This is a genomic window from Haloleucobacter albus (genome assembly GCF_052492075.1).
Map to the genome: position 1 here is coordinate 19292 of NZ_JBQWAS010000023.1, position 22677 is coordinate 41968.

A 22677-nucleotide genomic window follows, 5' to 3' on the forward strand; every position below is an offset into this window, starting at 1 on the left:
GGGTGGGTCATGCACAGCGAATATCCATCCTGTTGCTCCAGATGGATGGAAGAAGGTGCGTTCGTCGCCGTGCGCAGATCTTTTCTCCCCCGTGGGCGGGCGGAAACGGGTCACAGGAGCTGATGGGCAGGGTCTGCACCCTTGCCCATAGCCGCAGGCAGAATCAGTGCTCGTTCCGGCCTGGACCAAACCTGTCGGCCAGAGCCAGAACGGCATAACAGATGGCAAAGATGAGGTTTGCCACCACCAGCCATTGCACCTGCGTTTCGCTCACATTCGTTTCCAGCCGCATCAGCGCCTTCAGCATGGCGATGGCGGTGATGGCCATGAGGGTGGCGAACAGCTTGAGCTTGAGCCCGGCAAAGCTGATATGGGCCATCCAGTCCGGCCAGTCCTCGGCGGTGTCGTGATCGAGCTTCTCGACGAAATTTTCATATCCCGAAGAGACGACGATCACGATGAGCCCGCCCAGAAGGGCCATATCCAGCAGGGTCAGCACTTTCATGATGACAGCGGTTTCGCTCATCACCATCACATGGGTGGCAAAATTCCAGAGCTGGATGAAGAAGGAGGCCATGAGCAACACCAGCGCGCCCAGCAGCCCCACGAAGAGGGGCACCATGGCCCATCTTCCCATCACCATGCAGCGCACGATGAAACGGCGAACCTTCCGAAGTCGGTCATGCTGGAGCTGAGGGACAGGGCGGTTGTTCACAGTCAGAAGCTCCCCAGAACGGAACCCAGGGCGATAACCGCCACCAACGCGATGATGGCGCTGACAATGCCTGCCATCACGATATCCAGATAACCTTCCTTGTGGGTGACGCCGCACACGGCGAGCAATGTCACCACCGCGCCATTGTGGGGCAGGCTATCCAGCGTGCCGGAGCCGATCACCGCCACGCGGTGCATCAGGGCCGGGTCCATGCCGATATCATGAGCGATCTGCATATAGGTGGGGCCCAGCGCATCCAGCGCGATGGTGAGACCACCCGAGGCCGATCCGGTCAGGGCGGCCAGAATATTGGTGGCAACTGCCAGAGAAACCAGCGGCCCGCCCTCAATGCCCAGCACCCAGTTGCGCACATCCTCAAAGGCCGGAAGCGAGGCCACGATGGCGCCGAAACCCACAAGGCTGGCCACCGAGAGAATGGGCAGCACGGCGGCGTTGGCGCCGGCGGTGAGGGTGGCGCGCAGTTCCGGCACGCTGCGGAAATTGATGATGATGACGGTGATGATGGCCGCCAGCAGCGCCACGATCACCGACCACACGCCGCCCACGGCGGAGAGCGAAACCCCGCCCCATTCCGGCAGCGCCAGAAAGCTGGTGTCCATGCGCGGCAGAATGAGGAAGGACATGGCCAGATTGACCGCGATCACCACGATGATCGGCAGGGCGGCCAGAAGGATGGATGGGCCCTTGCCGGCTTCCTCACTGTGCTCGATCTCGGCCGGATCGAAGGTGCCGGAGGTGGTGGCGCGCTCACGCACGATGGGGTTTTCTGTTGCCACTTCCACGGATTCACTGTCGCCAGCGGTGAAGGCGCCAAAACCCTCACCACGTGCGCGAGCCGCATTTTCCCGGCGCTTCAGCCACCACATGCCGAAGCTGAGCATGATGATGGAGGCGATGATGCCCAGCCCCGGCGCCGCAAAGGGCGTGGTGCCGAAGAAGGGCATGGGAATGGCGTTCTGGATGGAGGGCGTGCCGGGCATGGCCGACATGGTGAAGGTGGAGGTGCCCAGAGCGATGGCGGCCGGCATCAGCCGGCGCGGCACGCCGGCCGAGCGGAACAGTGCAATGCCCATGGGGGCCAGCACGAAGAAGGCGACAAACAGGCTGACGCCGCCATAGGTGACAATCGCGCCCGCCAGAACCACGGCCAGAATGGCGCGCTGTGTGCCGAGCTTTACCGTCATGAAATTGGCGATGGAGGTGACGGAGCCGGAATCTTCCATCAACTTGCCGAAAATGGCGCCAAGCAGAAACAGCGGGAAAAATTGCGCGACGAAATCCGCCGCATTGGGCATGAAGGTCTGTGTCCAGCTCGCCAGCAGGGGCGCGCCGGCGAAGGCCGCGGCGATGAGGCCGGCAATAGGGGCCAGAATGAGAATGCTGGCCCCGCGAAAGGCCAGATAGATGAGAACGGCAAGGCCGAGAAGAATGCCGATGAAACCCATCATGGCTCACACTCCTTCCAGCAACTGGTCAATATCAAGGGTGGATTGGACGCCAAGCTTGTCGCCATTCTCCTGTAGGAACTCATCCCCCGCCTTGCGCCCTTCGCGCTTCAGCATGGAGAGGAAGGACCATTCCGCATTCAGCTTGGAGGAATAGCCAAGGTTTGCCATCAGATGGTTGCGCACCATATGCATGCGCATTCTGGCCCACTCGGCACCTTCCGTCTTGCCCGGATCTGCCACCTTGCGCAGCAGCGCGATCATGCGCAGCTCTTTCAGCAGGGTGGCGTTGAAGGAGACTTCGTTGAGGCGGTTCATGATATCGGCGGCGGTGCGCGGCGTGCCGGGGCGCTCCACCGGATTGATGGGAATGAGGATGGTGTCGTCTGATTTCAGCTCACGCACCAGTGGGGTCATGGTGGGGTTGCCGGAATAGCCGCCATCCCAATAGGGCTCGCCATCAATCTCGATGGCCTGGAACAGGGTGGGCAGGCAGGCTGAGGCCAGCAGCACTTCCGGCGAGATGTCCGCATTACGAAACACCCGGCCGCGCCCGGTGCGCACATTGGTGGCGGTGATGAAGACCTTGACCGGAGAATTCTTCAGCCGCTCGAAATCAATGTGCTTTTCCAGAATGTCCCGCAGCGGGTTGAAGTTCGAGGGGTTCAGATCATAGGGCGAGAACATCCGGCTCATCATGTCCATGCCAATGAACATGGGAGAGGAATCCATGGTCCAGCGGCCCAGAAGCCGATCCAGCGGGCTGCGCTGGAAAGGGCTGTAGCGGGCGGATTCACCCACAGACTGCCAATAGGCATCCAGCGCCTTGCGCGCGCCTTCCCGCCCACCGCTGGCATAGCCGTCGGCCAGCACGGCGGCATTCATTGCGCCGGCGGAGGTGCCGGAGATGCCGTCAATCTGCAACCAGTCTTCTTCAAGCAGCCGGTCGAGCACGCCCCATGTGAAGGCGCCATGAGCGCCGCCACCCTGAAGGGCGAGATCCACGAGAAGGGGCGAGCGTGTCATCTGAAGGTCTCCGGTCGGTTGCCGTCAGAACGGGAACAGGAAAAGTGAGGCATGGTGAGGGGCCGGCCACAGGGCTGTGGGCGCGGTTTCATGCGGTGAAAGGCTTTTGATGTCCGGCTTCTGGTGCGTCTTGCGCCACAGCTTCCGGCCCGCTTTCCGCTCCGAACCAGGCGACATAAAGCGCCGGAAGGAAGATCAGCGTCAAAAGCGTGCCAACCATGAGCCCGCCCATGATGGCGAAGGCCATGGGGCCCCAGAATACGGTGGGCGCGATGGGCACCATGCCCAGCACGGTGGAGAGGGCCGTGAGCATGATGGGCCGGAAGCGGATGGAAGAGGCATGGATCACAGCATCCCATACCTTGCGGCCTGCGGCCCTGTCCGCCTCGATCTGGCCGATGAGGATGACGGCGTTCTTGGTAATCATGCCGATCAGCGCCAGCACGCCCAGAATGGCCACGAAGCCCAGCGGCCGGCCGGAGACCAGTAGTGCCGCCACCACGCCGATGAGGCCGAGCGGAGCCACCGAGAGCACGATCACCATGCGCTGGAAGCTTTTCAGCTCGAACATCAAAATGGTGAGCATCAGCAACAGCATCACCGGCACCACGGCCACCACAGAGGCGAGTGAGGCGGCGCTTTCCTCCACTGTGCCACCGACCTCGATGTGATAGCCGGCCGGCAGGGTTTTGCGCAGGGCGTCGATTTTCGGAGCGAGTTCAGCCACCACCGTTTCGGGCAGAATGCCAGGGGCGACATCGGCCTGGACGGTGAGTGTGGGCACGCGGTCACGCCGCCAGATGGCGGGATAATCCTGATCCCAGGTGAAGGTGGCGATCTGGCTCAGTGGCACGGTGCGCCCGTTGGGCAGGGGCACTTGCAGATGAGAGAGGCGCTCCAGCGAGACGCGCTCCTCATCATTGGCGCGTGCGACCACGGGAATGAGATAGATATTGTCGCGCACCTGCGTCACCGGCGCGCCGGATAGCACGGTGTTGAGCACCCCGGCGAGCTGGGCGGTGGAAAGTCCCAGAAGACGGGCCTCGTTCTGGTTCACATCAATACGCACCTGCCGGGCCGGCTCGATCCAGTCATAATTGACCTTTTCAGCCTTGGGCGTGGAGGCTACGGCAGCCGCCAGATCAAAGGCGATGGCGCGCACCTTTTCGATATTCGGCCCGGAGACGCGATATTGCACCGGCCAGCCCACGGGCGGGCCCAGCTCCAGCGGGGAAATGCGCGAGACAAGCTGCGGGAAATCTTCCGCCAGCGCTTTTTCCAGCCGGGCTTGCAGGCGCTCGCGCGCTGCGACATCGGTGGCGACAATCACCGTCTGGGCGAAGAAGGCGTTTGGCAGCTGCACATCCAGCGGCAGATAGAAGCGGATGGCCCCGCGCCCCACATAGGTGCTCCAGCGCTCGACATCGGGATCATCCTGCAACAGCTTGTCGAAGGCTTCGGCCACCGCTTCGCTGGCATAAATGGAGGCGTTCTGCGGGCTGGCGAGATCCACCAGAAGTTCCGGCCGGTCCGAAGAGGGGAAGAACTGGCGCGGAATGAGCGGCAGCGCCAGAATGGAGAGTACGAACAGCCCCAGCGTCACCGCTATCGTCACCCAGCGCAGCTTCAGGCACCAGACGAGAAAGCCGTGATACAGCCTCATCACGCCCTTTGGCGGGGCGTCCGGGTCCGGCATCTTGTCTTTTGGCGGAGCTTTGAGAATGGCGACCTGTAGCAGCGGGGCAAACAGCACCGCCACGATCCATGAGGCGATGAGGGCAATGCCGACCACGGCGAACAGGGTGAAGGTATATTCCCCCGCGGAACTGGCGGCAAAGCCCACCGGCACGAAGCCGGCCACCGTCACCAGCGTGCCGGCCAGCATGGCGGCGGCGTAGGCGGTGAAGGCGTATGAGGCGGCAGTGTTCTTGTCATCACCTGCGGCGAGGCGGGTGAGGGTGGCATCCGTGGTGGTCATGGCGTCATCCACCATCAGCGCCAGCGCGATGATGAGCGCCCCCAGCGAGATGCGCTGCATGTCGATGCCGACAATCTGCATGATGGCGAACACCACCGCCAGGGTGAGCGGAATGGCCAGCGCCACGATGGCTCCGGCCCGCACACCCAGCGAGATGAAGCTAACCACCAGAATGATGGCCACCGCCTGCCACAGACTTTCCATGAATTCGGCGATGGCGCTGTCCACCGTCACCGCCTGATCCGCCACCAGATGGGCTTCGATGCCGATGGGCAGATTGGCGATGAGCCGGTTCATGGTGGTGTCGATATTCTTGCCCATGGCGAGAATATCGCCGCCATCCTGCATGGCGATGGCCAGGCCGATAGCCGGCTGGCCGTTCACCCGGAACATGGGCTGGGGCGGGTCTGCCAGCGCGCGGCGAATGGTGGCGATATCGGCGAGGCGGATGAGGCGGCCATTCACCACGAAATTCACATTGGCGATATCGGCTTCGGAGTTGAACGCGCCGGAGACGCGCACCGACATGTTCTCCGCCCCGGTCTGAATCTCACCGGAGGGACGCACGATATTCTGGCTGGCCAGAGCCTGAAGCACCGCTGCCCGGTCTATGCCGAGGCTGGCCAGTTCCTGCATGGAGAATTCAATGAAGATGCGCTCGTCCTGCGCGCCGAGAATCTCGATCTTGGAGACATCCGGCACATGCAGCAGTTCGGAGCGCACATCCTCCACATAATCGCGCAGCTCACGATGGGTGAAGCCGTCTGCGGTGAAGCCATAGATGATGCCGAATGTGTCGCCGAACTCATCATTGAAGAAGGGGCCGATAATGCCTTGCGGCAGGGTATGGCGAATATCGCCCACACTCTTGCGCACATGGTACCAGATGTCCGGCACCTCGGCGGCCGTGGCGGCCCCTTGCAGATGCACGAAAATGGTGGTGGTGCCGGGGCGGGTGTAGCTTTCCAGATAATCAAGCCGGGGCACTTCCTGAAGCTTGCGCTCCAGCCGTTCTGTCACCTGCTTGAAGGTTTCATCCAGCGTGGCGCCGGGCCAGTTGGCCTGCACCACCATGGTCTTGATGACGAAAGTCGGGTCTTCCGCCCGGCCCAGATTGCGAAAGGCCATGGCACCGGCAACCACGGCGATGGCCATGAGATAGATGATGACGGAGCGGTGACGCAGCGCCCAGGCGGAGAGATTGAAGCCCTTCTTCACGGCTGAGCCCCCAGCAGGCGAACCTTCTGCCCCGGATGCAGGGCCTGCACGCCCGCTGTCACCACGATATCACCCGTTTCCAGCCCGCTGGAGACGGAGACGCTGGTGGGGCTGAAGCGCAGCACTTCCACATTGCGCAGCTTCACGGTGTCATCGTCCGGGGTCACGATCCACACGGCGGGCTTGTCGTTCAGGCGGGTGAGGGCGGAAGCCGGCACCTCGATCACCGGGCCTTTGTCAATCATGACATGCCCCACCACGGTGGAGCCCAATCGCATGGCTTCCGGCGGGAGGATCAGCCCCACGCGCACCCGGAATGTGCGGGTCACGGGATCAGCCTGCGGCGCAACCTCACGCACCCGCCCGCGGGCGGTGATAGCGGGGTCGCTGGCCAGCGCCACTTCCACATCCGGGTTGGTGGGCAGGCTGGTGAGAAGGCTGGCGGGCACCTCAAACACGGCGTCGCGCCCATCATTGCGGGCAACCTCGATCACCGGCTGGCCGGGCTGCACCACTTCACCCATTTCGGCGCGGCGCTGAGTGACGATGCCGGAGGAATCCGCGCGCAGCTCGGTAAAATCAAGCCGGTCCTGCGCCATTTTCAGGCGGGCCTCGGCATCTTCCACCTGCGAGCGGGCATTCAAAAAGGCCTGTTCGGCCTGCTCATATTGCGCGCGCGGGGTGAAGCCCCGATTCAGCAACTGGCGCTGGCGATCATATTGATTGGTGGCCTGGGAGAGGTTGGCATTGGCGGCGGAAAGGGCGGCCTGCGCCGAACGCAGGGTGTTCTGCTCATCCTGCGGGTCCAGCCGGGCGAGCACCTGTCCGGGCTCAACCGTGTCACCCACATTCACCAGCCGTTCGATGATGCGCCCGCCGATGCGGAAGGCGTAGGCGGCCTCATTTTCGGCTTCCACCTGCCCGGTGAGGTTCACGGCATCGGCCGCGGTGCGGGCGGTGGCGGTGATGGTGCGCACGGGGCGCGGCTCTGGCGCCTGCGCCTCTTCCTGCTCTCCACATGCCGTCAGAAGCAGGGCCGCTCCCAGCAGAACAGCCGGTGCGCCCATCTGGCTCAGATGCGGAAGCCGCTTCGGCAAAAGGGTGGAGAGCCGGGCAAAGCGATGTGGCGCGAGGGTCACAATGTCATCCTTTCCGCGCGCGCTTCGTGGTGCGGCAACCGAAAAGGGGCCGCTGCGAAATTCCTGAAGGCCGAAGCGCTGCGCCCGTCAGGATAGGGATGTGTAACATTGGTGCACGTGAAATATGCCGGATGGTGTGTATGCATTGCAGCATTTCTCTTCAATGTTGCAGCTTTGCACAAAATTTCCTGCATCTGAAAGGCTGTGGGGCATGATGAGCCGGGCTTGCCCTGGAAGCGCGCCTCGCGGACAATGCGGGTCGTCAAAGACATTGATTTTGCTGCGCCATTTTCGGGCGTGGCCTGTTTGCGGAAGATGGCCCGTTCTGAACCATGGCGGGCCGGCCGCCCACATATCCTCACAAGCTTCTGTCTGCTACCGGAGACCTGATTGATGCCCCTTGATCTTGGCGCGATGCTGAAACCTGGAATGCTGTTTGTCGCGGTTCTGGCGGTGCCTGTCGCCAGCCTTGCGGGCCCGGCGCATGCAGATTCTCAGGCCGTGGGGCAGAGCCTCATGCCGGAGCTGGGGGCCAGCCCGGCTGCGGATGTGATGCCGCTTGCGCCGGAGGGCATTTCCAAGGCGCTCGCCACTCTGCCGGATCTGATTTCGGATATCATGACGCGCAGCCAGGTGCCAGGGTTGGCCGTGGCCGTGGTGCATGATGGTAAGACCGTCTTCGCCCAAGGTTATGGCGTGCGTGAGCTTGGCAAGCCGGAGCCGGTGGATGCCGATACCGTTTTCCAGATCGCGTCCCTGTCCAAGCCGATCACGGCCACCATCACCGCCACGCAGGTAACGGCCGGTTTGGTGGGGTGGGATGACAAGGTGCAGGCTTTGTTGCCGGATCTTCATCTGTCCGACCCATGGGTGGATGCCCATGCGACCATTGGGGATTTTCAGGCGCATCGCTCGGGCTTGCCCCATGCGGCCGGCGATGATCTGGAAGATATGGGCTATGATCGCGCCGCTATCCTGAAACGCTTGGCCCTGTTGCCGCTCACGCCTTTCCGCATCTCCTACAATTACGCCAATTTCGGCACGACCATTGGTGGAGAGGCCGTGGCCGCCGCCGCGAAAATGTCGTGGGAGGATCTGGCCGAAACGGCGCTTTATACCCCTCTGGGTATGAGCCGAACGAGTTCGCGCCATGCCGATTTTCTCCAGCGCGCGAACCGGGCCACCCTGCATGTGTGGGAAGATGGCCGCTTCCAGCCACTTTATGCGCGCGACCCGGATGCGCAGTCGCCGGCGGGTGGCGTATCCTCCAGCGTGACGGACCTTGCCGCGTGGCTGAAGCTGCTGCTTGCCGGGGGGCAGCATGAGGGGCGCGAGATGATTTCATCTGTCGCGCTGGTGCCGATGCTGCGCCCGGAGGCGTTCAGCGGGCCGACACCCTCCGTGGATGCGCGTTCCGGCTTTTATGGTTATGGCTTCAATGTTTCCGTCGGAGCCAATGGACGCCCGCTCATGAGCCATTCCGGGGCGTTTGTGCTGGGAGCGGCCACGCATATGCAGATGCTGCCGTCTGCGGATATCGCCATTGTGGTGCTGACCAATGGCGGGCCGGTGGGTGCGGCGGAAGCCATCTCCGCGCAATTCATGGATGTGGTGCAATATGGCGTGTCCACGCGGGACTGGTACGCGGCCTATCATCCGCGCCTGATGGCCTATTATGAGCCCGAGGGGGATCTTGCCGGAAAGACTGCGCCGGCCGATGCGAAGCCCGCCATGGCGCTTTCCGATTATGTCGGCACCTATGACAATGCCTATTTCGGCCCGGCGAAAATCGTGCAGGAGAAGGACGGGCTGGTGATGATTGTGGGCCCTGCGGCTGTGCGCATGCCCTTGCGGCACTGGAGCGGAAACACCTTCGCGATCGCGCCTAACAACGAGAACGCGCCGGCCGGCTCTCTCTCATCCGTCACATTCGTGCAGGATGCCGACGGAAAGGCGCGGGCCTTCATGGTGGAATATTTCAACCATTATGGGCAGGGCAAATGGACCCGCTGAGCTGAGCGGATAAGCTGTGCGACAGGGCGGGCCATTTGCCATGCCCTGTCGGCTACAGTCACTGCGGATGGCGGGGCGGATCAGTCCGTCGCCCCGAACTCATGCTCTCCCCGCTCATGGATGGAGTTGGCGCGCCCCACCAGCAGGGGTTCGACAGGGCCGACACGCTCCAGATCCTTGTCAGCATAGGGCAGGGAATGCAGCACATAGCGCATGGCGTTCAGGCGGGCGCGCTTCTTGTCATCGGATTTGATGACCGTCCAGGGGGAGTCCGCCGTATCGGTGTGGAAGAACATGGCCTCCTTGGCCTTGGTGTAGTCATCCCACTTGTCGAGAGAGGCGAGGTCAATGGGGGAGAGCTTCCACTGTTTCAGCGGATGCACTTCGCGCTCCTTGAAGCGGCGTTTCTGCTCCATCCGGCTGACAGAGAACCAGAATTTGAAAAGATGAATGCCGCTGCGCACCAGATTGCGCTCGAAATCCGGCGCCTGACGCAGAAACTCGCGATATTCATCATCCGAGCAGAAGCCCATGACCCGCTCGACCCCGGCGCGATTATACCAGCTACGGTCGAACAGCACGATTTCCCCGGTGGTGGGCAGATGCTCCACATAGCGCTGGAAATACCACTGGCCGCGTTCCACCTCGCTGGGCTTTTCCAGCGCCACGATGCGCGCGCCACGCGGGTTGAGATGTTCCATGAAACGTTTGATCGCGCCGCCTTTGCCGGCTGCATCACGCCCTTCAAAGATGATGATGACGCGCTGATGAGTTTCCTTCACCCAGGATTGCAGCTTGAGCAGCTCGACCTGAAGTGCGAATTTCTCGCGTTCATAATCCCGGCGCAGCATCTTGTACTTGAAGGGATAGCCGCCGGAGCGCCAGTCCTCGGCCAGTTCATCGCTGGTGATGCGGGGGCTACGCGGCGCCTTGGGCAGGCCGAGGGCCTTGCGCAGCCGCTGGGCATCATCTGGTGATGCGCCGGCAATCAGCGCATCCAGCCCTTCGCGGGTGCTTTCATCCAGAAGATTCGCGGCAGCCCATTCCGAAGCTTCCTGCGCGGCTTCCAGCCGGGCATCAGCAAGGGCTGTCTCGAATGGTTCACTGGTGCTGGAGTGGGGGGCTTCCTGCGTGGTTTTGTCCTGCACCATCATCATCTCCTCACGGCGAACGCGATTAGCTTGCGCTGCGCATTGTGTTCCATGTCACCGGAATGGCGGTCGCACCGGACGGGGACCTTTGCGGAAGCGCACCCGGATGGATCAGCTCTCCAGCCGGGCAGTTGTGCCAAAGGGGCGAATATGCGCGCAACCTGCGATGCCATATGGCTATGTGCCTTGAGCAATATCAAAGATTTCTGCAAGCCGGCATGCGCCATGCGCAGCCGTGCTGGCTACAGGGCGCAGAGGTGTCAGGAGAGGGGAGAAAAAGGGGGGCAATGGGATATGCGTCTCAGCCCGAATATCTGTCCGGGCCAGATTCTCATAACAGAAAAAATCGTTTGATTTTATGGTGCTGCGAGAGAGGATTGAACTCTCGACCTCTCCCTTACCAAGGGAGTGCTCTACCACTGAGCTACCGCAGCAGGTCCATGTTTCGAAGTGCTAGCAATGTGCGTCGGCGTGGAGCGCGTCCGCAACGAAGCATCACCTCGTTAGGTGGCGTCGTTTGCCACAGCTTTGCGCTGCTGGTCAAGCGCTGCTGTGTTTTTCTTTTCACAAAGCTGTTGAAATCTCCTTTCCGGCCCCTGCCGCGCCATGATGCGCAAAGCTGTAAAAAGCTGCCAATTTGAGGGCCTTGTTGTCTTGAGGCTTTCGCACTCGACCTGTAACCCTTTATCCGACAATGTATCGTGCGGGGGCCGGAATGGCGGGCGAGAAGGCGCATAAAACCATTATTGGTGCGGTGCGGCGCACATTTGCGCCGTGGAACGACCCGGACAAGAAGCCGCTCATTCGATTCGAGAATGTGGTGAAGCGCTTCGGGGATTTCACCGCGCTGAACAATGTGACGCTTGATATTTATGAGCGCGAATTTTTCGCCCTTCTCGGCCCTTCGGGATGTGGCAAGACCACGCTGATGCGCATGCTGGCCGGCTTTGAGGAGCCCACCTCCGGCCGTGTGCTGCTGGCGGGAGAGGATCTTGTGGGCGTGCCGCCCTATCGCCGGCCCGTCAACATGATGTTCCAGTCCTATGCGTTGTTCCCGCACATGAATGTGGCCGACAATATCGCTTTCGGCCTGAAGCAGGACAAGATGCCCAAGGGCGAGATCACCGCCCGCGTTGAAGAAATGCTGAAGCTGGTGAAGCTGGAGCAGTTCGCCCGGCGCAAGCCGCACCAGCTTTCGGGCGGTCAGCGTCAGCGTGTGGCGCTGGCGCGCTCCCTGGCCAAGCGGCCCAAGGTGCTGTTGCTGGATGAGCCTCTCGGCGCGCTGGATCGCAAGCTGCGCGAGGAAACCCAGTTCGAGCTGATGGATCTGCAAATGGATCTTGGCATGACCTTCCTGATCGTCACCCACGATCAGGAAGAGGCCATGACAGTGGCAGACCGTATCGCCGTGATGAACCATGGTGAGCTGATCCAGATGGCCCCGCCATCCGAGATTTATGAGCAGCCGGCCACCCGCTATGTGGCGGATTTCGTGGGCGATGTGAATCTCATTGAGGGGCAGATCCTGCGCAGCACGGAAGGGGAGACACGTTTTTCCTCTCCGCTCACCACGCATCCCATCGTGGTGTCGCCCGGTGTGGTGGCAAGCCCTGGAGATGCGGCCTGCGTTGCCATTCGCCCGGAGAAAATGCGCATTACACTGGATCAGCCGCAGGAAATCGCGGAAAACTGCTTCGAGGGCAGCATCTGGGATATTGGCTATCTGGGCGATTTGTCCATCTATCATGTGGAACTGGCCGATGGCACACGCATCAAGGTGTCTCAGCCGAACATGTCGCGCGTGGTGGAGCGTCCGATTTCATGGGATGACAAGGTGTGGGTGACATTCGCACCCCATGCCGGCGTCGTCCTCACCCGCTGAGGGAGGGGAGCCCATGTCACTGGCACGGGAAAAGGGGCTGGGGCGCTATCTGATTATCGCGCTGCCCTATCTTTGGCTTCTGGCGCTGTTTCTGGCGCCCTTCATCATCGTCTTCAAGATCTCGCTGTCGCAGGATGTGCTGGCCATGCCGCCTTATGCACCCCTGCTGGATCTTTCCGAGGGTTGGGATGGTTTTACGGCCTTCCTCTCGGAGCTGTCCTTCGAGAATTACGCCTATGTGCTGGATTGGCAGAACGAATTCATAGAGGCCTATGGCTCCAGCCTGTTGATTGCCAGCATCTCCACAGTGCTGCTGCTTCTGGTGGGTTACCCTGTCGCCTATGCCATGGCGCGGGCTCCGGCCTCGATCCAGCCCATGCTGGTGATGCTGGTGATCCTGCCCTTCTGGACCTCCTTTCTCATTCGCGTTTATGCGTGGATCGGCATTCTCTCGCGTGAGGGGCTGCTGAACCACACCCTGCTGTGGCTGGGTGTGATTGATGAGCCGCTGGAAATTCTGAATACCGATATCGCTGTCTATATCGGTATCGTCTATTCCTACCTGCCCTTCATGGTGCTGCCGCTTTATGCGGCGCTGGAAAAGCTGGACGATACCTTGCTGGAAGCGGCGGCAGATCTGGGCTGCCCACCCTGGAAAAGCTTCTGGACCATCACCTTCCCGCTCTCCCTGCCGGGCGTGGCGGCAGGGGCGCTGCTGTGCTTCATTCCGGCGGTGGGTGAGTTCGTGATCCCGGATCTGCTGGGTGGGTCCGACACCATCATGATCGGCAAGGTGCTGTGGACCGAATTTACGGTCAATCGCTCCTGGACGGTTTCTGCGGCCGTGGCCGTGCTTCTTCTTCTGGTTCTGGTGGTGCCGATCGTGATTTACCAGAACATGCAGCAGCGCCAGCTGGAGGCGGAGCAATGAAGCGTAGCCTCAACTGGTTCAATGTGTCCTCTTTGGTGCTGGGGTTTGCCTTTCTCTACATCCCCATCCTGCTGCTGGTCGTCTACTCTTTCAACGACTCGCGGCTGGTAACGGTGTGGGGTGGCTTTTCCACGCGCTGGTACTGGGCCTTGCTGGAGAACAAGCAATTGCTCGCCGCCGCATGGGTCTCGCTGAGGGTGGCCTTCTTCGCGGCGGTCGTCTCCACGGTGCTGGGCACCATGGCGGCGCTGGCACTGGTGCGCTACGGGCGTTTTCGCGGGCGACTGCTGTTTTCCGGCATGATCTATGCACCGCTGGTGATGCCGGAGGTGATTACCGGCCTCTCCCTGTTGCTGCTGTTTGTGGCGGTGGATTTTGATCGCGGCTTCTATACGGTGCTGCTGGCGCACATCACCTTCTGCATGTGCTTCGTGGCGGTGGTGGTGCAATCGCGGCTTGTCACCTTCGATAGCGCGCTGGAAGAAGCCGCTCTGGATCTGGGCTGCACGCCCTTCAAGACCTTCTTCCTCATCACCCTGCCGCTCATCATGCCGGGTGTGGCGGCAGGCTTCATGCTGGCCTTCACCCTCTCAATGGATGATCTGGTGATCGCCAGCTTCACCACCGGGCCGGGTGCCACCACTCTGCCCATGCGCATCTATTCGCAGGTGCGTTTCGGGGTGACGCCGGAAATCAACGCCGTGAGCACCATTCTCATTACGGTGGTGACTGTGGTGGTGTTGACGGCCTCCGTCATTTCCAAGCGCGCCAGCAACAGGCGTTCGGCCGAGGAACAGGCCGCCATTCACGGCTGAAACAGAGTGGCGGGGCATCCCCCCGCCACTCATAAGGTTTGAATGCTACAGGGCCGAGAAGGTCAGAAGCGTTTCGCCTTCTGGCCCCAGCAGCAACAGTTTCTGGTTTTCGTCATCCAGCTTCCAGCTGCGGACGTCCTCCAGTGTGTTGAGGAAGCGGGCTTCCTGCTTCATCGCCTCTTCAGAGCACGCCATGCGGGTGCTCATGAGCGGGCCGAAGCTCAACTGGTTGTCGGAAAGCTTGGCCTCGCCATTGAAGCGGTTGCAGCCGCCGGAACCAAATGCCCGGCCATCCGCCGAAATCTCCAGATCCGTGCGGACGCGTTCCTGCGAACCTGCACCCTGCATGTCTTCCAGCAGCCATTGTCCAATGGGGGAGGCAGGGGCTGGGCTTTGTGGCATGGAGGCTTCCCGGTTGAGAGGGTCATTGGCCGGCGGTGGTTCATCCGCGAGGCTGGGCGTTGCGGCCGGGCCCAGGCTGCCCAATGCCAGCAGGGCACTTGCGGCCAGCAGGGGAAGCAGGCGGCGGCGCGCGTGCGGAAGGGGCTGGCTGGTGCCGGGCTGATGGGTCTGTCGGGTCATCTCGTCCTCATATCGTGCCCTGTTGCGGGGGAGGGGCGGGTAGCATAGTTCCGGTGCTTCGCAGCAAAATCATGTCCACCCGGCAGCAGGTGCGGGAAAAGCTGTGCAAGCTTGTGTGGCGCACCGTATGGGAGCCGGCAGCTTGTTCACGGGGGCTGACTTTGCCATAAGCAGGGCCTTCAGTTGAATGGCGTCGGCAGGGCCGGCCGGCGTCTTTTCCATGCAGGCGATCTTGTGCGGCACTGTGCGCGCCTTGTCTGCCGCGAAGGCTTCGGAGCTGGATCTGAGAGATGCGATATCGGGCAGACATCAGCGGGCTGCGCGCGCTGGCGGTGATACCTGTCGTGCTGTTCCATGCCGATCCACGTCTGGTGCCGGGCGGCTTTGTGGGCGTGGATGTTTTCTTCGTTATCTCCGGCTATCTCATCACCTCCATTCTGGCGGCGGATCTGGCGCAGGCGCGCTTTTCACTGGCCCGCTTCTATGACAGGCGGGTGCGACGCATTCTGCCGGCCTATGTGCTGGTGGCGGCCTGTACAGCCATTGCCGCCCTCATCTGGTTCACGCCGCGGATGCTGGAGGATTTTGGCGCGTCTCTGCGCTATGCCTCGGTGTTTTTCGCCAATCGCTATTTTCTTTCGGCTACCGGCTATTTCGCCCCCACGGCCGATGAACAGCCTTTGTTGCACACATGGTCTCTGGCCATTGAAGAGCAGTTTTATCTGATCTGGCCGCTGCTGTTGTTCGCGCTGTTCCAGCCGCGTCTGGCGCGGTTCCGGCCCTATGTGGTGTTTGCGCTTATTGCTGTGTCGCTGTTCGTGGCCACGCGCAATGCAGTGCTGCGCCCGCCACAGGCATTCTTCAATTTCGAGGGCCGGGCGTGGGAATTGCTGCTGGGGGCGGCGCTGGCGCTGGGCTATCTGCCGCGTCCGCGCGGGCGCTGGCTGCCAGAGTTGATCGCGCTGGCAGGGGTGGGGGCCATTGTGGCTGCCATTATCCTGTATGACAGCCACACCATCTTTCCCGGTGCGTCTGCCCTGCTGCCCACGCTGGGGGCGTTGGCCGTGCTGTGGGCCGGACAGGATGGCCGAGTGACATGGATGGGGCGTCTTCTGTCCCTGTCGCCATTGGTTTGGGTGGGGCTCATCTCCTATTCGCTCTATCTGTGGCATTGGCCCATTCTCTCTTTCATGCGGCTCTATATTGGGCCGCATCTCTCGCTGGTACAGCTGCTGGCCGGGGTGGGCGCGGCGGTGGCGCTGGCGGCTTTTTCCTGGCGCTTTGTGGAACATCCCTTTCGGGCGCATGGCCCCACCACCCTGCGGGAAGAGCTGCGCCATATCACGCTGGGGCTGGCCGCTCTGGCGGTGCTGGTGGGCGTGGGGGCGGCCTTCAGCCTCTCCGGCGGTTTTCCGGGGCGTGCGAATGAGGCTGCCCGTCAGGCCGAAGAGGCCGCGCATCAGCATTGGGCCGGAAGCGCCCACTGCCTTGTGGGGCCGGGTATCTCTTCCGCCCCGGCCGATTGCCGCTTCGGCCTGACGGGAGATGATACGCCTCTGATGGCGCTATGGGGTGATTCCCTGGCGGATCAGCATGGCGCCACGCTGGATGAGCTGGCGCGTGCGCAGGGTTATGGGGTGGTGCAGCTCACCAAGGCCGGCTGCGCGCCATTATTGCCGGGACCGCAGGGGAGTGGCCTTTCCAATGAGGCGCGGGCTTGTGACGCTTTCCGGGCAGAAAGCCTGAAGGCCATTCTGGATAATCCGCGCGTGAGGCTGGTGGTGATTGGCGGGGCCTGGATCGGGCAGATGGTACGGGGGGCAGACGGCCTGGCACCGTTGGCGGCAGCGGTGCGGCGACTGACGGATTCCGGCCGTGGCGTCGTTCTGGTAGCTCCGCCCGTACCCTTCGAGACAGGAGGCGGGCGCTGCGTGGCGCGCCAGCGTTTCGCCGGTTTCAGCGAAGCACGCTGTGCGCGGCCAGCCCATGAGGCTGCTGCCGGGCTGGCTCCAGTGGAAGGGGCGTTGAAGGCAATCGCCATGTCCTCACCACGCGTGCGGCTGGTGCTGCCCCGGCACATTCAGTGCGATGGCGCGATGTGTCGGCCGGTGCTGGCAGATGGCGCTGTGGCGATGACCGATGGCGGACATCTCAATGTCGCGGGCTCCATGGCGCTGATGGGAGAACTGGCTGCGGCGCTGAAAAGTCTGGAAGCTAAACTGCCGAATGCCCGGCCCTGAGTCTGGATCGTCAGATCCGTAGGGGCCAATAAGGGGGATCAATAACGGGGACATGGAATGATCCTCGAAGAGGCAGGGCGCTTCTAACGATCATTTCCGTTTGATGCTCTTTGGTGCAAGGGCGTGTCGTCTAAAGCTTTTGGGTGAAAAATATGTGGCGCATGCTTGCGGCTTCAGGGGCATCTCTGGTTTTGTTTTCACTGCCTGCCCAAGCCTATTGCACGAAACCCAGCACTCCTTACTGCGCAGAGCAGTATGGTCAGTTCAGTGACCAGTATGAATTCGATCGTTGCAAGGCCGAAATGGCGGACTATGCCAGATAGTCTGGAGCGTTTTCAGAGATGTATAGTTGATGATGCCGAAAATAAAATATCTGCGGCCACGCGTGACTATAATAATGCGATTGAAGGTTTTAATCGCCGGGTAAATGCGTACTGACCTCTGCAAAAGGGGTGTGGCGACCGGAGCAGTTATGCCCCTCACCTTGAAGGGGGAGGAAACGCCCGCCCCAACATCGACCGTCTTGATGACTGTTCCGCTACGCGCCATGGATTGGATGCGGCAGGCAGAGCCTTTGGCTGAAGTTTCCTTCAAGCTTTCAGGTGGGAATGAAAACGGGGCCGGCATATGATGCCGGCCCCGCTTCGGTTCTGATTTTCAGCGCATCCGTCGTCAGGCGGCAGACTGCTTGTTCTGGCGGTTGTGGATGAGATCATCCACAACGCCGGGATCGGCCAGCGTGGAGGTGTCCCCGAGGCTCTCGAACTGATCTTCCGCGATCTTGCGCAGGATGCGGCGCATGATCTTGCCCGAACGGGTCTTCGGCAGGCCCGGTGCGAACTGGATAAGATCTGGAGAGGCGATGGGGCCAATCTCCTGCCGCACCCAGGTCACCAGTTCCTTGCGCAGCGCATCGGAGGGTTCCTCGCCATCCATCAGGGTGACATAGGCATAGATGCCCTGGCCCTTGATATCATGCGGGAAGCCAACCACGGCGGCCTCGGAGACCTTGGGGTGCGCCACCAGTGCGCTTTCCACCTCGGCCGTGCCCATGCGGTGACCGGAGACGTTGATCACGTCATCCACGCGGCCGGTGATCCAGTAATATCCATCGGCATCACGGCGGCAGCCGTCGCCGGTGAAGTATTTGCCGGGGTAGGTGGAGAAATAGGTCTGCTCGAAGCGCTCATGGTCTCCATAGACGGTGCGCATCTGGCCCGGCCAGGAATCGGCGATCACGAGATTGCCCTCGCAGGCGCCGTCCAGCACCTTGCCTTCCGCATCCACCACTTCCGGTATGACGCCGAAGAAGGGCAGGGTGGCGGAGCCGGGCTTCAGCGCCGTGGCGCCAGGCAACGGGGCAATGAGAATGCCGCCGGTTTCCGTCTGCCACCAGGTATCCACGATGGGGCAACGCTCTTCGCCCACCACGCGGTGATACCATTCCCATGCTTCGGGGTTGATGGGCTCACCCACCGAGCCCAGAAGGCGCAGGGAGCTGCGAGAAGTCTTCTTCACAGCCTCGTCGCCATGCTGCATCAGTGCGCGGATGGCGGTGGGGGCGGTGTAGAAGATATTGACATTGTGCTTGTCGACCACTTCCCAGAAGCGGGAGTTGGACGGATAGTTGGGCACGCCCTCAAACATCAGCGTGGTCGCGCCATTCGCCAGCGGGCCATATACGATGTAGGAGTGGCCAGTCACCCAGCCCACATCGGCCGTGCACCAGTACACCTCACCTTCGTGGTAATCGAAGATATATTGATGCGTCATGGAGGCGTAGACGAGATAGCCGCCGGTGGTGTGCAGCACGCCCTTCGGCTTGCCGGTGGAGCCGGAGGTGTAGAGGATGAACAGCGGATCTTCCGCATGCACATGCTCAGGCGGGCACTCATCGGTGACCATGGCGATGGCTTCGTCATAATAGACGTCGCGGCCGGGCTCCATATTCACATCACCGCCGGTGCGGCGCACGACGATGACATGGTCCACACCGCCGCCCATATGGTCGATGGCGGCGTCCACATTGGCTTTCAGAGGCACTTTGCGGCCACCACGCAGGCCTTCATCGGCAGTGATGATGACCTTGGCGCCGCAATCGGCCACGCGGCCAGCCAGGCTGTCCGGTGAGAAGCCGCCGAACACGATGGAATGCACCGCGCCAAGACGGGCGCAGGCCAGCATCGCATAGGCTGCTTCGGGGATCATCGGCATATAGATGGTGACGCGGTCACCCTTCTGCACATCGCGGTTGCGCAGCACATTGGCGAGCTTGTTCACCTGCTCGGAGAGTTCACGATAGGTGATCTTGCGGCTCTCATCCGGGCTATCGCCTTCCCAGATGATGGCGACCTGATCGCCGCGCTTCTCAAGGTGACGATCTACGCAGTTATAGGCGACATTGGTGATGCCGTCTTCAAACCACTTGATGGAGACATGGCCGGGGTCAAAGGAGGTGTTCTTCACCTTGGTATAAGGGTGGAACCAGTCGATCCGCTTGCCATGCTCGCCCCAGAAGGCATTCGGATCCTTGATGGATTCCTCATACATGGCCTTGTACTGGCCCGCATCCACAAGTGCCTGGCCGGCCCAGCTGGATGGGACATCGTAGATCTTATCCGACATGTTTTCCTCCTCCCGCGTGATCTTGCCCGATCTTTCTGCCGAAGCGTCGATCACCTGTTGTTGAAGGGATTATGGTGAGCCGCGAAGGTCTGCACAAGGCGCATGGCAGGCATACTTTTGGCGAAGTCCCCCATATCTTCTGGTTGCACTGCACACATGCCGCACTTCGAAAAGGTATGTAGATAAGAAAAAGCCCGAGTTGTCGGACAACCCGGGCTTTTCGCATTCAGTAGAGACCGCCTGTCGGCTGGGAGGTCTGCGGCGCGTCATAGGCATCGCCTGAGAAATCCGAGACCGAATAGCTGTCAGGCGGGGCGGTACCGGGCTTGAAGCCTTCCAGAATGGTGTTGCCACCTTTCTCGGCGCGCTGGCCGCTCTTGCGGTCGATCCGTACCAGCTTGATACCCGGCGGCACGCGGAACGGGATGGCCGGCCGATCTTCCAGCGCATCCTTCATGAAATCGCGCACAACGGGGGCAGCCAGAACGCCGCCGGTGGAACCCCGCCCCATGGGCCGCGGCCGATCGTAGCCAATATAGACGCCCACCACCATTTCCGGGGTGAAGCCGATGAACCAGGCGTCCTTTTCCTCGTTGGTGGTGCCGGTTTTGCCGGCCACGGGCTTGCCCACGGCCTTCAGCCGGGTGCCAGTGCCGCGTTGAACCACGCCCTCCATCATGGATGTGATCTGGTAGGCGGTCATGGGATCGAGCACCATCGGGCGACGGTCGATCAGGGTGGGTTCGTCCTGGCCTTCCCACTTTTCAGCCTCGCAGCCCTGACATTCACGCTCATCGTGCCGGTAGATGGTGTGGCCGTAGCGATCCTGAATGCGGTCGATAAGCGAGGGGGTCACCTTGCGCCCGCCATTGGCGATCATGGCATAGGCACCCACCATGCGCAGCAGCGTGGTTTCGCCTGCCCCCAGCGAATAGGAGAGAAGCGGCGGCATGTTGTCATACACACCAAAGCGCTTGGCATATTCAGAGATGATCGGCATGCCGATATCGTTGGCAAGTTGCACGGTCATCACGTTGCGGGAGCGTTCCAGCCCGAAGCGCAGCGTTTGCGGGCCGTAGAACTTGTTGGAATAGTTGGAGGGTCGCCATACGCCAAGGCCCGGTCCCTGATCAATCTCGAAGGGGGCATCGGCCACGATGGTGGAGGGGGTGTAGCCATTGTCCAGTGCCGTGGCGTAGACGATGGGCTTGAACGAGGAACCGGGCTGGCGCATGGCCTGCGTGGCGCGGTTGAACTCGCTCTGATCGTAGGAAAAGCCGCCGGAAAGGGCGAGCACGCGGCCTGTTGTCGGTTCCATCACCACCATGGCGCCGGAGACAGCGGGGATCTGGCGCAGCCGATACTGCCCCTTCTCCTTGGTGGGTTCGACATAGACCACATCACCCGGCTTCAGCACGCTGGTGAGGGATTTGTGCGTCCATTTCACGCCGGAAGCGGGAATAATGCCCACATCACGCTCTGTGCCGCGCCGGCCGGATTTGTCATGCGGCGGTTGCAGGCCGATGCTGGCGTTGGATTTGTTGACATCCAGCACAACGGCAAGCTGCCAGGGAATATCCGAGAGTTCCTTGACCTTGCCCAGCTCCTCGCCCCAATCCCCGGTGAGGGGAATGGTGGTGACCGGGCCGCGCCAGCCGCGCCGCTCATCATAGCCTACGAGGCCGGCAGAGAGGGTTTTCTTGGCCAGCGCCTGTAGCTTGGGGTCCAGCGGCGTGCGCACGGAAAGGCCGCCCTCATAGAGCTTGTCTTGCCCGTAGCGCTCGTAAATCTGACGGCGCACTTCCTCGGCATAATATTCGGCGGCGAAAATCTGCGCGCCAGTGGGGCGGGGCGTCACATCAAGGGGGGATTTCTTGGCCTCGGCGGCCTGCTCCGGCGTGATGAAGCCGTTTTCTGCCATGCGGTCGATCACCCAGTTGCGGCGGTCGATGGCGCGCTGGCGATCACGGAAGGGGTTGTAGGAGGAGGGGGCCTTGGGCAGGGCCGCCAGATAGGCGGATTCCTGAATATTCAGCTCTTCCACCGACTTGTCGAAATAGACCAGAGCCGCGGCGCCGATGCCATAGGCGCCCATGCCGAGATAAATCTCGTTCAGATACAGTTCGAGGATACGGTCCTTGGAATAGGCCTGCTCGATGCGCAGGGCCAACAGGGCTTCCTTGATCTTGCGATCAAAGGAAACCTCATTGGTGAGAAGGAAGTTCTTGGCCACCTGCTGGGTGATGGTGGAGGCGCCCTGCGGACGGCGATTGGTGCCATAATTCTGCGCATAGGCCACGGCTGCGCGGAAAATGCCTGTGGGGTCAATGCCGCCATGCTCGTAGAAATTCTTGTCCTCGGCGGAGAGGAAGGCCTCGATCACAAGCTTCGGCACGGATTCGATCGGCACATAAAGCCGGCGCTGCTTGGCGTATTCGGCCACCAGCGCGCCATCGGCCGCATGCACGCGGGTCATCACCGGCGGCTCGTAATTCTGGAGTTGGGTATAGTCCGGTAGGTCCTGGGAATATTTCCAGATCACATAGGTCGCGCCGGCGGCGCCAATCAGCACCACCAGAGTCATGAGGGCGAACAGGAAACCCAGAAACCTCATCATCAGACTCATTTCGCGGGGCCCCTCCATTCGCCTCGTTCAAGACACGACTCGCATGGCGCGACTCGAGCTGTCCAGCCAATCACCCGTTCCGCTGTAGCGCGACAGGGCCGCGATGCGAAAGCTTTTCCTCTACCCGCGCCCGGCATTGTGGTCGTGCATGGGCGGGTCTTCCGCGTGAGGCGGCATGTGGCCAGACTGCGCTGCTATGACGGGAAAACGTGGCCGCATCGCGACAAACACGGTGCGCCGCATGGCTTTCCGGCGTGTTTGATGGTGGGC

Annotated in this window: 14 protein-coding genes and 1 tRNA gene; 5 read left to right on the top strand and 10 right to left on the bottom strand. The window is 61.6% G+C overall.

Annotation, left to right across the window (positions count from 1 at the left end; genetic code table 11):
- Positions 1–163: 163 nt before the first annotated feature.
- The 5 genes from ACT6QH_RS06745 to ACT6QH_RS06765 form a co-directional block, all read right to left on the bottom strand.
- Positions 164–643, bottom strand: a complete 480-nt coding sequence (locus ACT6QH_RS06745; RefSeq protein WP_444974050.1) for a YqhA family protein — start codon at positions 641–643, stop codon at positions 164–166.
- Between the two features lie 74 nt (positions 644–717).
- Complete coding sequence (locus ACT6QH_RS06750; RefSeq protein ID WP_444974164.1) at positions 718–2181, bottom strand: GntP family permease; 1464 nt, start codon at positions 2179–2181, stop codon at positions 718–720.
- 6 nt (positions 2182–2187) lie between these two features.
- Positions 2188–3207 (bottom strand): patatin-like phospholipase family protein, encoded by a 1020-nt coding sequence (locus ACT6QH_RS06755; protein WP_444974051.1) that lies wholly within the window; start codon positions 3205–3207, stop codon positions 2188–2190.
- A gap of 88 nt (positions 3208–3295) precedes the next feature.
- Entirely contained in the window at positions 3296–6403 is a 3108-nt protein-coding gene (locus ACT6QH_RS06760) for an efflux RND transporter permease subunit (RefSeq protein ID WP_444974052.1), read from the bottom strand.
- Positions 6400–7542 (bottom strand): efflux RND transporter periplasmic adaptor subunit, encoded by a 1143-nt coding sequence (locus tag ACT6QH_RS06765; protein ID WP_444974053.1) that lies wholly within the window; start codon positions 7540–7542, stop codon positions 6400–6402. The genes ACT6QH_RS06760 and ACT6QH_RS06765 overlap by 4 nt, the downstream gene beginning before the upstream one ends.
- Before the next feature lie 393 nt (positions 7543–7935).
- Between ACT6QH_RS06765 and ACT6QH_RS06770 the strand changes: the two genes are divergently transcribed.
- Positions 7936–9555: a serine hydrolase gene (locus ACT6QH_RS06770; protein ID WP_444974054.1), complete on the top strand. Its 1620-nt coding sequence runs from the start codon at positions 7936–7938 to the stop codon at positions 9553–9555.
- A gap of 80 nt (positions 9556–9635) precedes the next feature.
- Here the strand turns inward: ACT6QH_RS06770 and ppk2 are convergent, their stop codons facing one another.
- Together ppk2 and ACT6QH_RS06780 are read right to left on the bottom strand one after the other, a co-directional pair.
- Complete coding sequence (ppk2, locus tag ACT6QH_RS06775) at positions 9636–10706, bottom strand: polyphosphate kinase 2 (protein WP_444974055.1); 1071 nt, start codon at positions 10704–10706, stop codon at positions 9636–9638.
- Between the two features lie 359 nt (positions 10707–11065).
- A tRNA-Thr gene (locus tag ACT6QH_RS06780) sits at positions 11066–11140 on the bottom strand.
- 281 nt (positions 11141–11421) lie between these two features.
- On the opposite strand from ACT6QH_RS06780, the gene ACT6QH_RS06785 reads away from it, so the two are divergent.
- From ACT6QH_RS06785 to ACT6QH_RS06795, 3 genes are read left to right on the top strand one after another with little or no spacing between them, the layout of a single operon-like run.
- On the top strand, positions 11422–12588 hold the full coding sequence (locus tag ACT6QH_RS06785) for an ABC transporter ATP-binding protein (RefSeq protein ID WP_444974056.1): 1167 nt from the start codon (positions 11422–11424) through the stop codon (positions 12586–12588).
- 13 nt (positions 12589–12601) lie between these two features.
- Positions 12602–13519, top strand: a complete 918-nt coding sequence (locus ACT6QH_RS06790) for an ABC transporter permease subunit (protein WP_444974057.1) — start codon at positions 12602–12604, stop codon at positions 13517–13519.
- Complete coding sequence (locus tag ACT6QH_RS06795) at positions 13516–14334, top strand: ABC transporter permease (RefSeq protein WP_444974058.1); 819 nt, start codon at positions 13516–13518, stop codon at positions 14332–14334. Before ACT6QH_RS06790 ends, ACT6QH_RS06795 begins: the two co-directional genes overlap by 4 nt.
- A 45-nt stretch (positions 14335–14379) precedes the next feature.
- Here the strand turns inward: ACT6QH_RS06795 and ACT6QH_RS06800 are convergent, their stop codons facing one another.
- Entirely contained in the window at positions 14380–14916 is a 537-nt protein-coding gene (locus ACT6QH_RS06800; protein ID WP_444974059.1) for an META domain-containing protein, read from the bottom strand.
- 290 nt (positions 14917–15206) lie between these two features.
- On the opposite strand from ACT6QH_RS06800, the gene ACT6QH_RS06805 reads away from it, so the two are divergent.
- On the top strand, positions 15207–17156 hold the full coding sequence (locus tag ACT6QH_RS06805; protein ID WP_444974060.1) for an acyltransferase family protein: 1950 nt from the start codon (positions 15207–15209) through the stop codon (positions 17154–17156).
- Between the two features lie 672 nt (positions 17157–17828).
- Here ACT6QH_RS06805 and acs read toward each other — a convergent pair.
- Together acs and ACT6QH_RS06815 are read right to left on the bottom strand one after the other, a co-directional pair.
- Complete coding sequence (gene acs, locus ACT6QH_RS06810) at positions 17829–19781, bottom strand: acetate--CoA ligase (protein WP_444974061.1); 1953 nt, start codon at positions 19779–19781, stop codon at positions 17829–17831.
- A 226-nt stretch (positions 19782–20007) separates the two neighbouring features.
- Positions 20008–22407 (bottom strand): penicillin-binding protein 1A, encoded by a 2400-nt coding sequence (locus ACT6QH_RS06815; RefSeq protein WP_444974062.1) that lies wholly within the window; start codon positions 22405–22407, stop codon positions 20008–20010.
- Positions 22408–22677: the final 270 nt, after the last annotated feature.

What these genes read in the sequence shown, in the direction of transcription:
- ACT6QH_RS06745 (WP_444974050.1), bottom strand. Translation starts at nt 643, where the DNA reads ATGGTGATGGGAAGATGGGCCATGGTGCCCCTCTTCGTGGGGCTGCTG.
- ACT6QH_RS06750 (WP_444974164.1), bottom strand. Translation starts at nt 2,181, where the DNA reads ATGGGTTTCATCGGCATTCTTCTCGGCCTTGCCGTTCTCATCTATCTG.
- ACT6QH_RS06755 (WP_444974051.1), bottom strand. Translation starts at nt 3,207, where the DNA reads ATGACACGCTCGCCCCTTCTCGTGGATCTCGCCCTTCAGGGTGGCGGC.
- ACT6QH_RS06770 (WP_444974054.1), top strand. Translation starts at nt 7,936, where the DNA reads ATGCCCCTTGATCTTGGCGCGATGCTGAAACCTGGAATGCTGTTTGTC.
- ppk2 (WP_444974055.1), bottom strand. Translation starts at nt 10,706, where the DNA reads ATGGTGCAGGACAAAACCACGCAGGAAGCCCCCCACTCCAGCACCAGT.
- ACT6QH_RS06785 (WP_444974056.1), top strand. Translation starts at nt 11,422, where the DNA reads ATGGCGGGCGAGAAGGCGCATAAAACCATTATTGGTGCGGTGCGGCGC.
- ACT6QH_RS06790 (WP_444974057.1), top strand. Translation starts at nt 12,602, where the DNA reads ATGTCACTGGCACGGGAAAAGGGGCTGGGGCGCTATCTGATTATCGCG.
- ACT6QH_RS06795 (WP_444974058.1), top strand. Translation starts at nt 13,516, where the DNA reads ATGAAGCGTAGCCTCAACTGGTTCAATGTGTCCTCTTTGGTGCTGGGG.
- ACT6QH_RS06800 (WP_444974059.1), bottom strand. Translation starts at nt 14,916, where the DNA reads ATGACCCGACAGACCCATCAGCCCGGCACCAGCCAGCCCCTTCCGCAC.
- ACT6QH_RS06805 (WP_444974060.1), top strand. Translation starts at nt 15,207, where the DNA reads ATGCGATATCGGGCAGACATCAGCGGGCTGCGCGCGCTGGCGGTGATA.
- acs (WP_444974061.1), bottom strand. Translation starts at nt 19,781, where the DNA reads ATGTCGGATAAGATCTACGATGTCCCATCCAGCTGGGCCGGCCAGGCA.
- ACT6QH_RS06815 (WP_444974062.1), bottom strand. Translation starts at nt 22,407, where the DNA reads ATGAGTCTGATGATGAGGTTTCTGGGTTTCCTGTTCGCCCTCATGACT.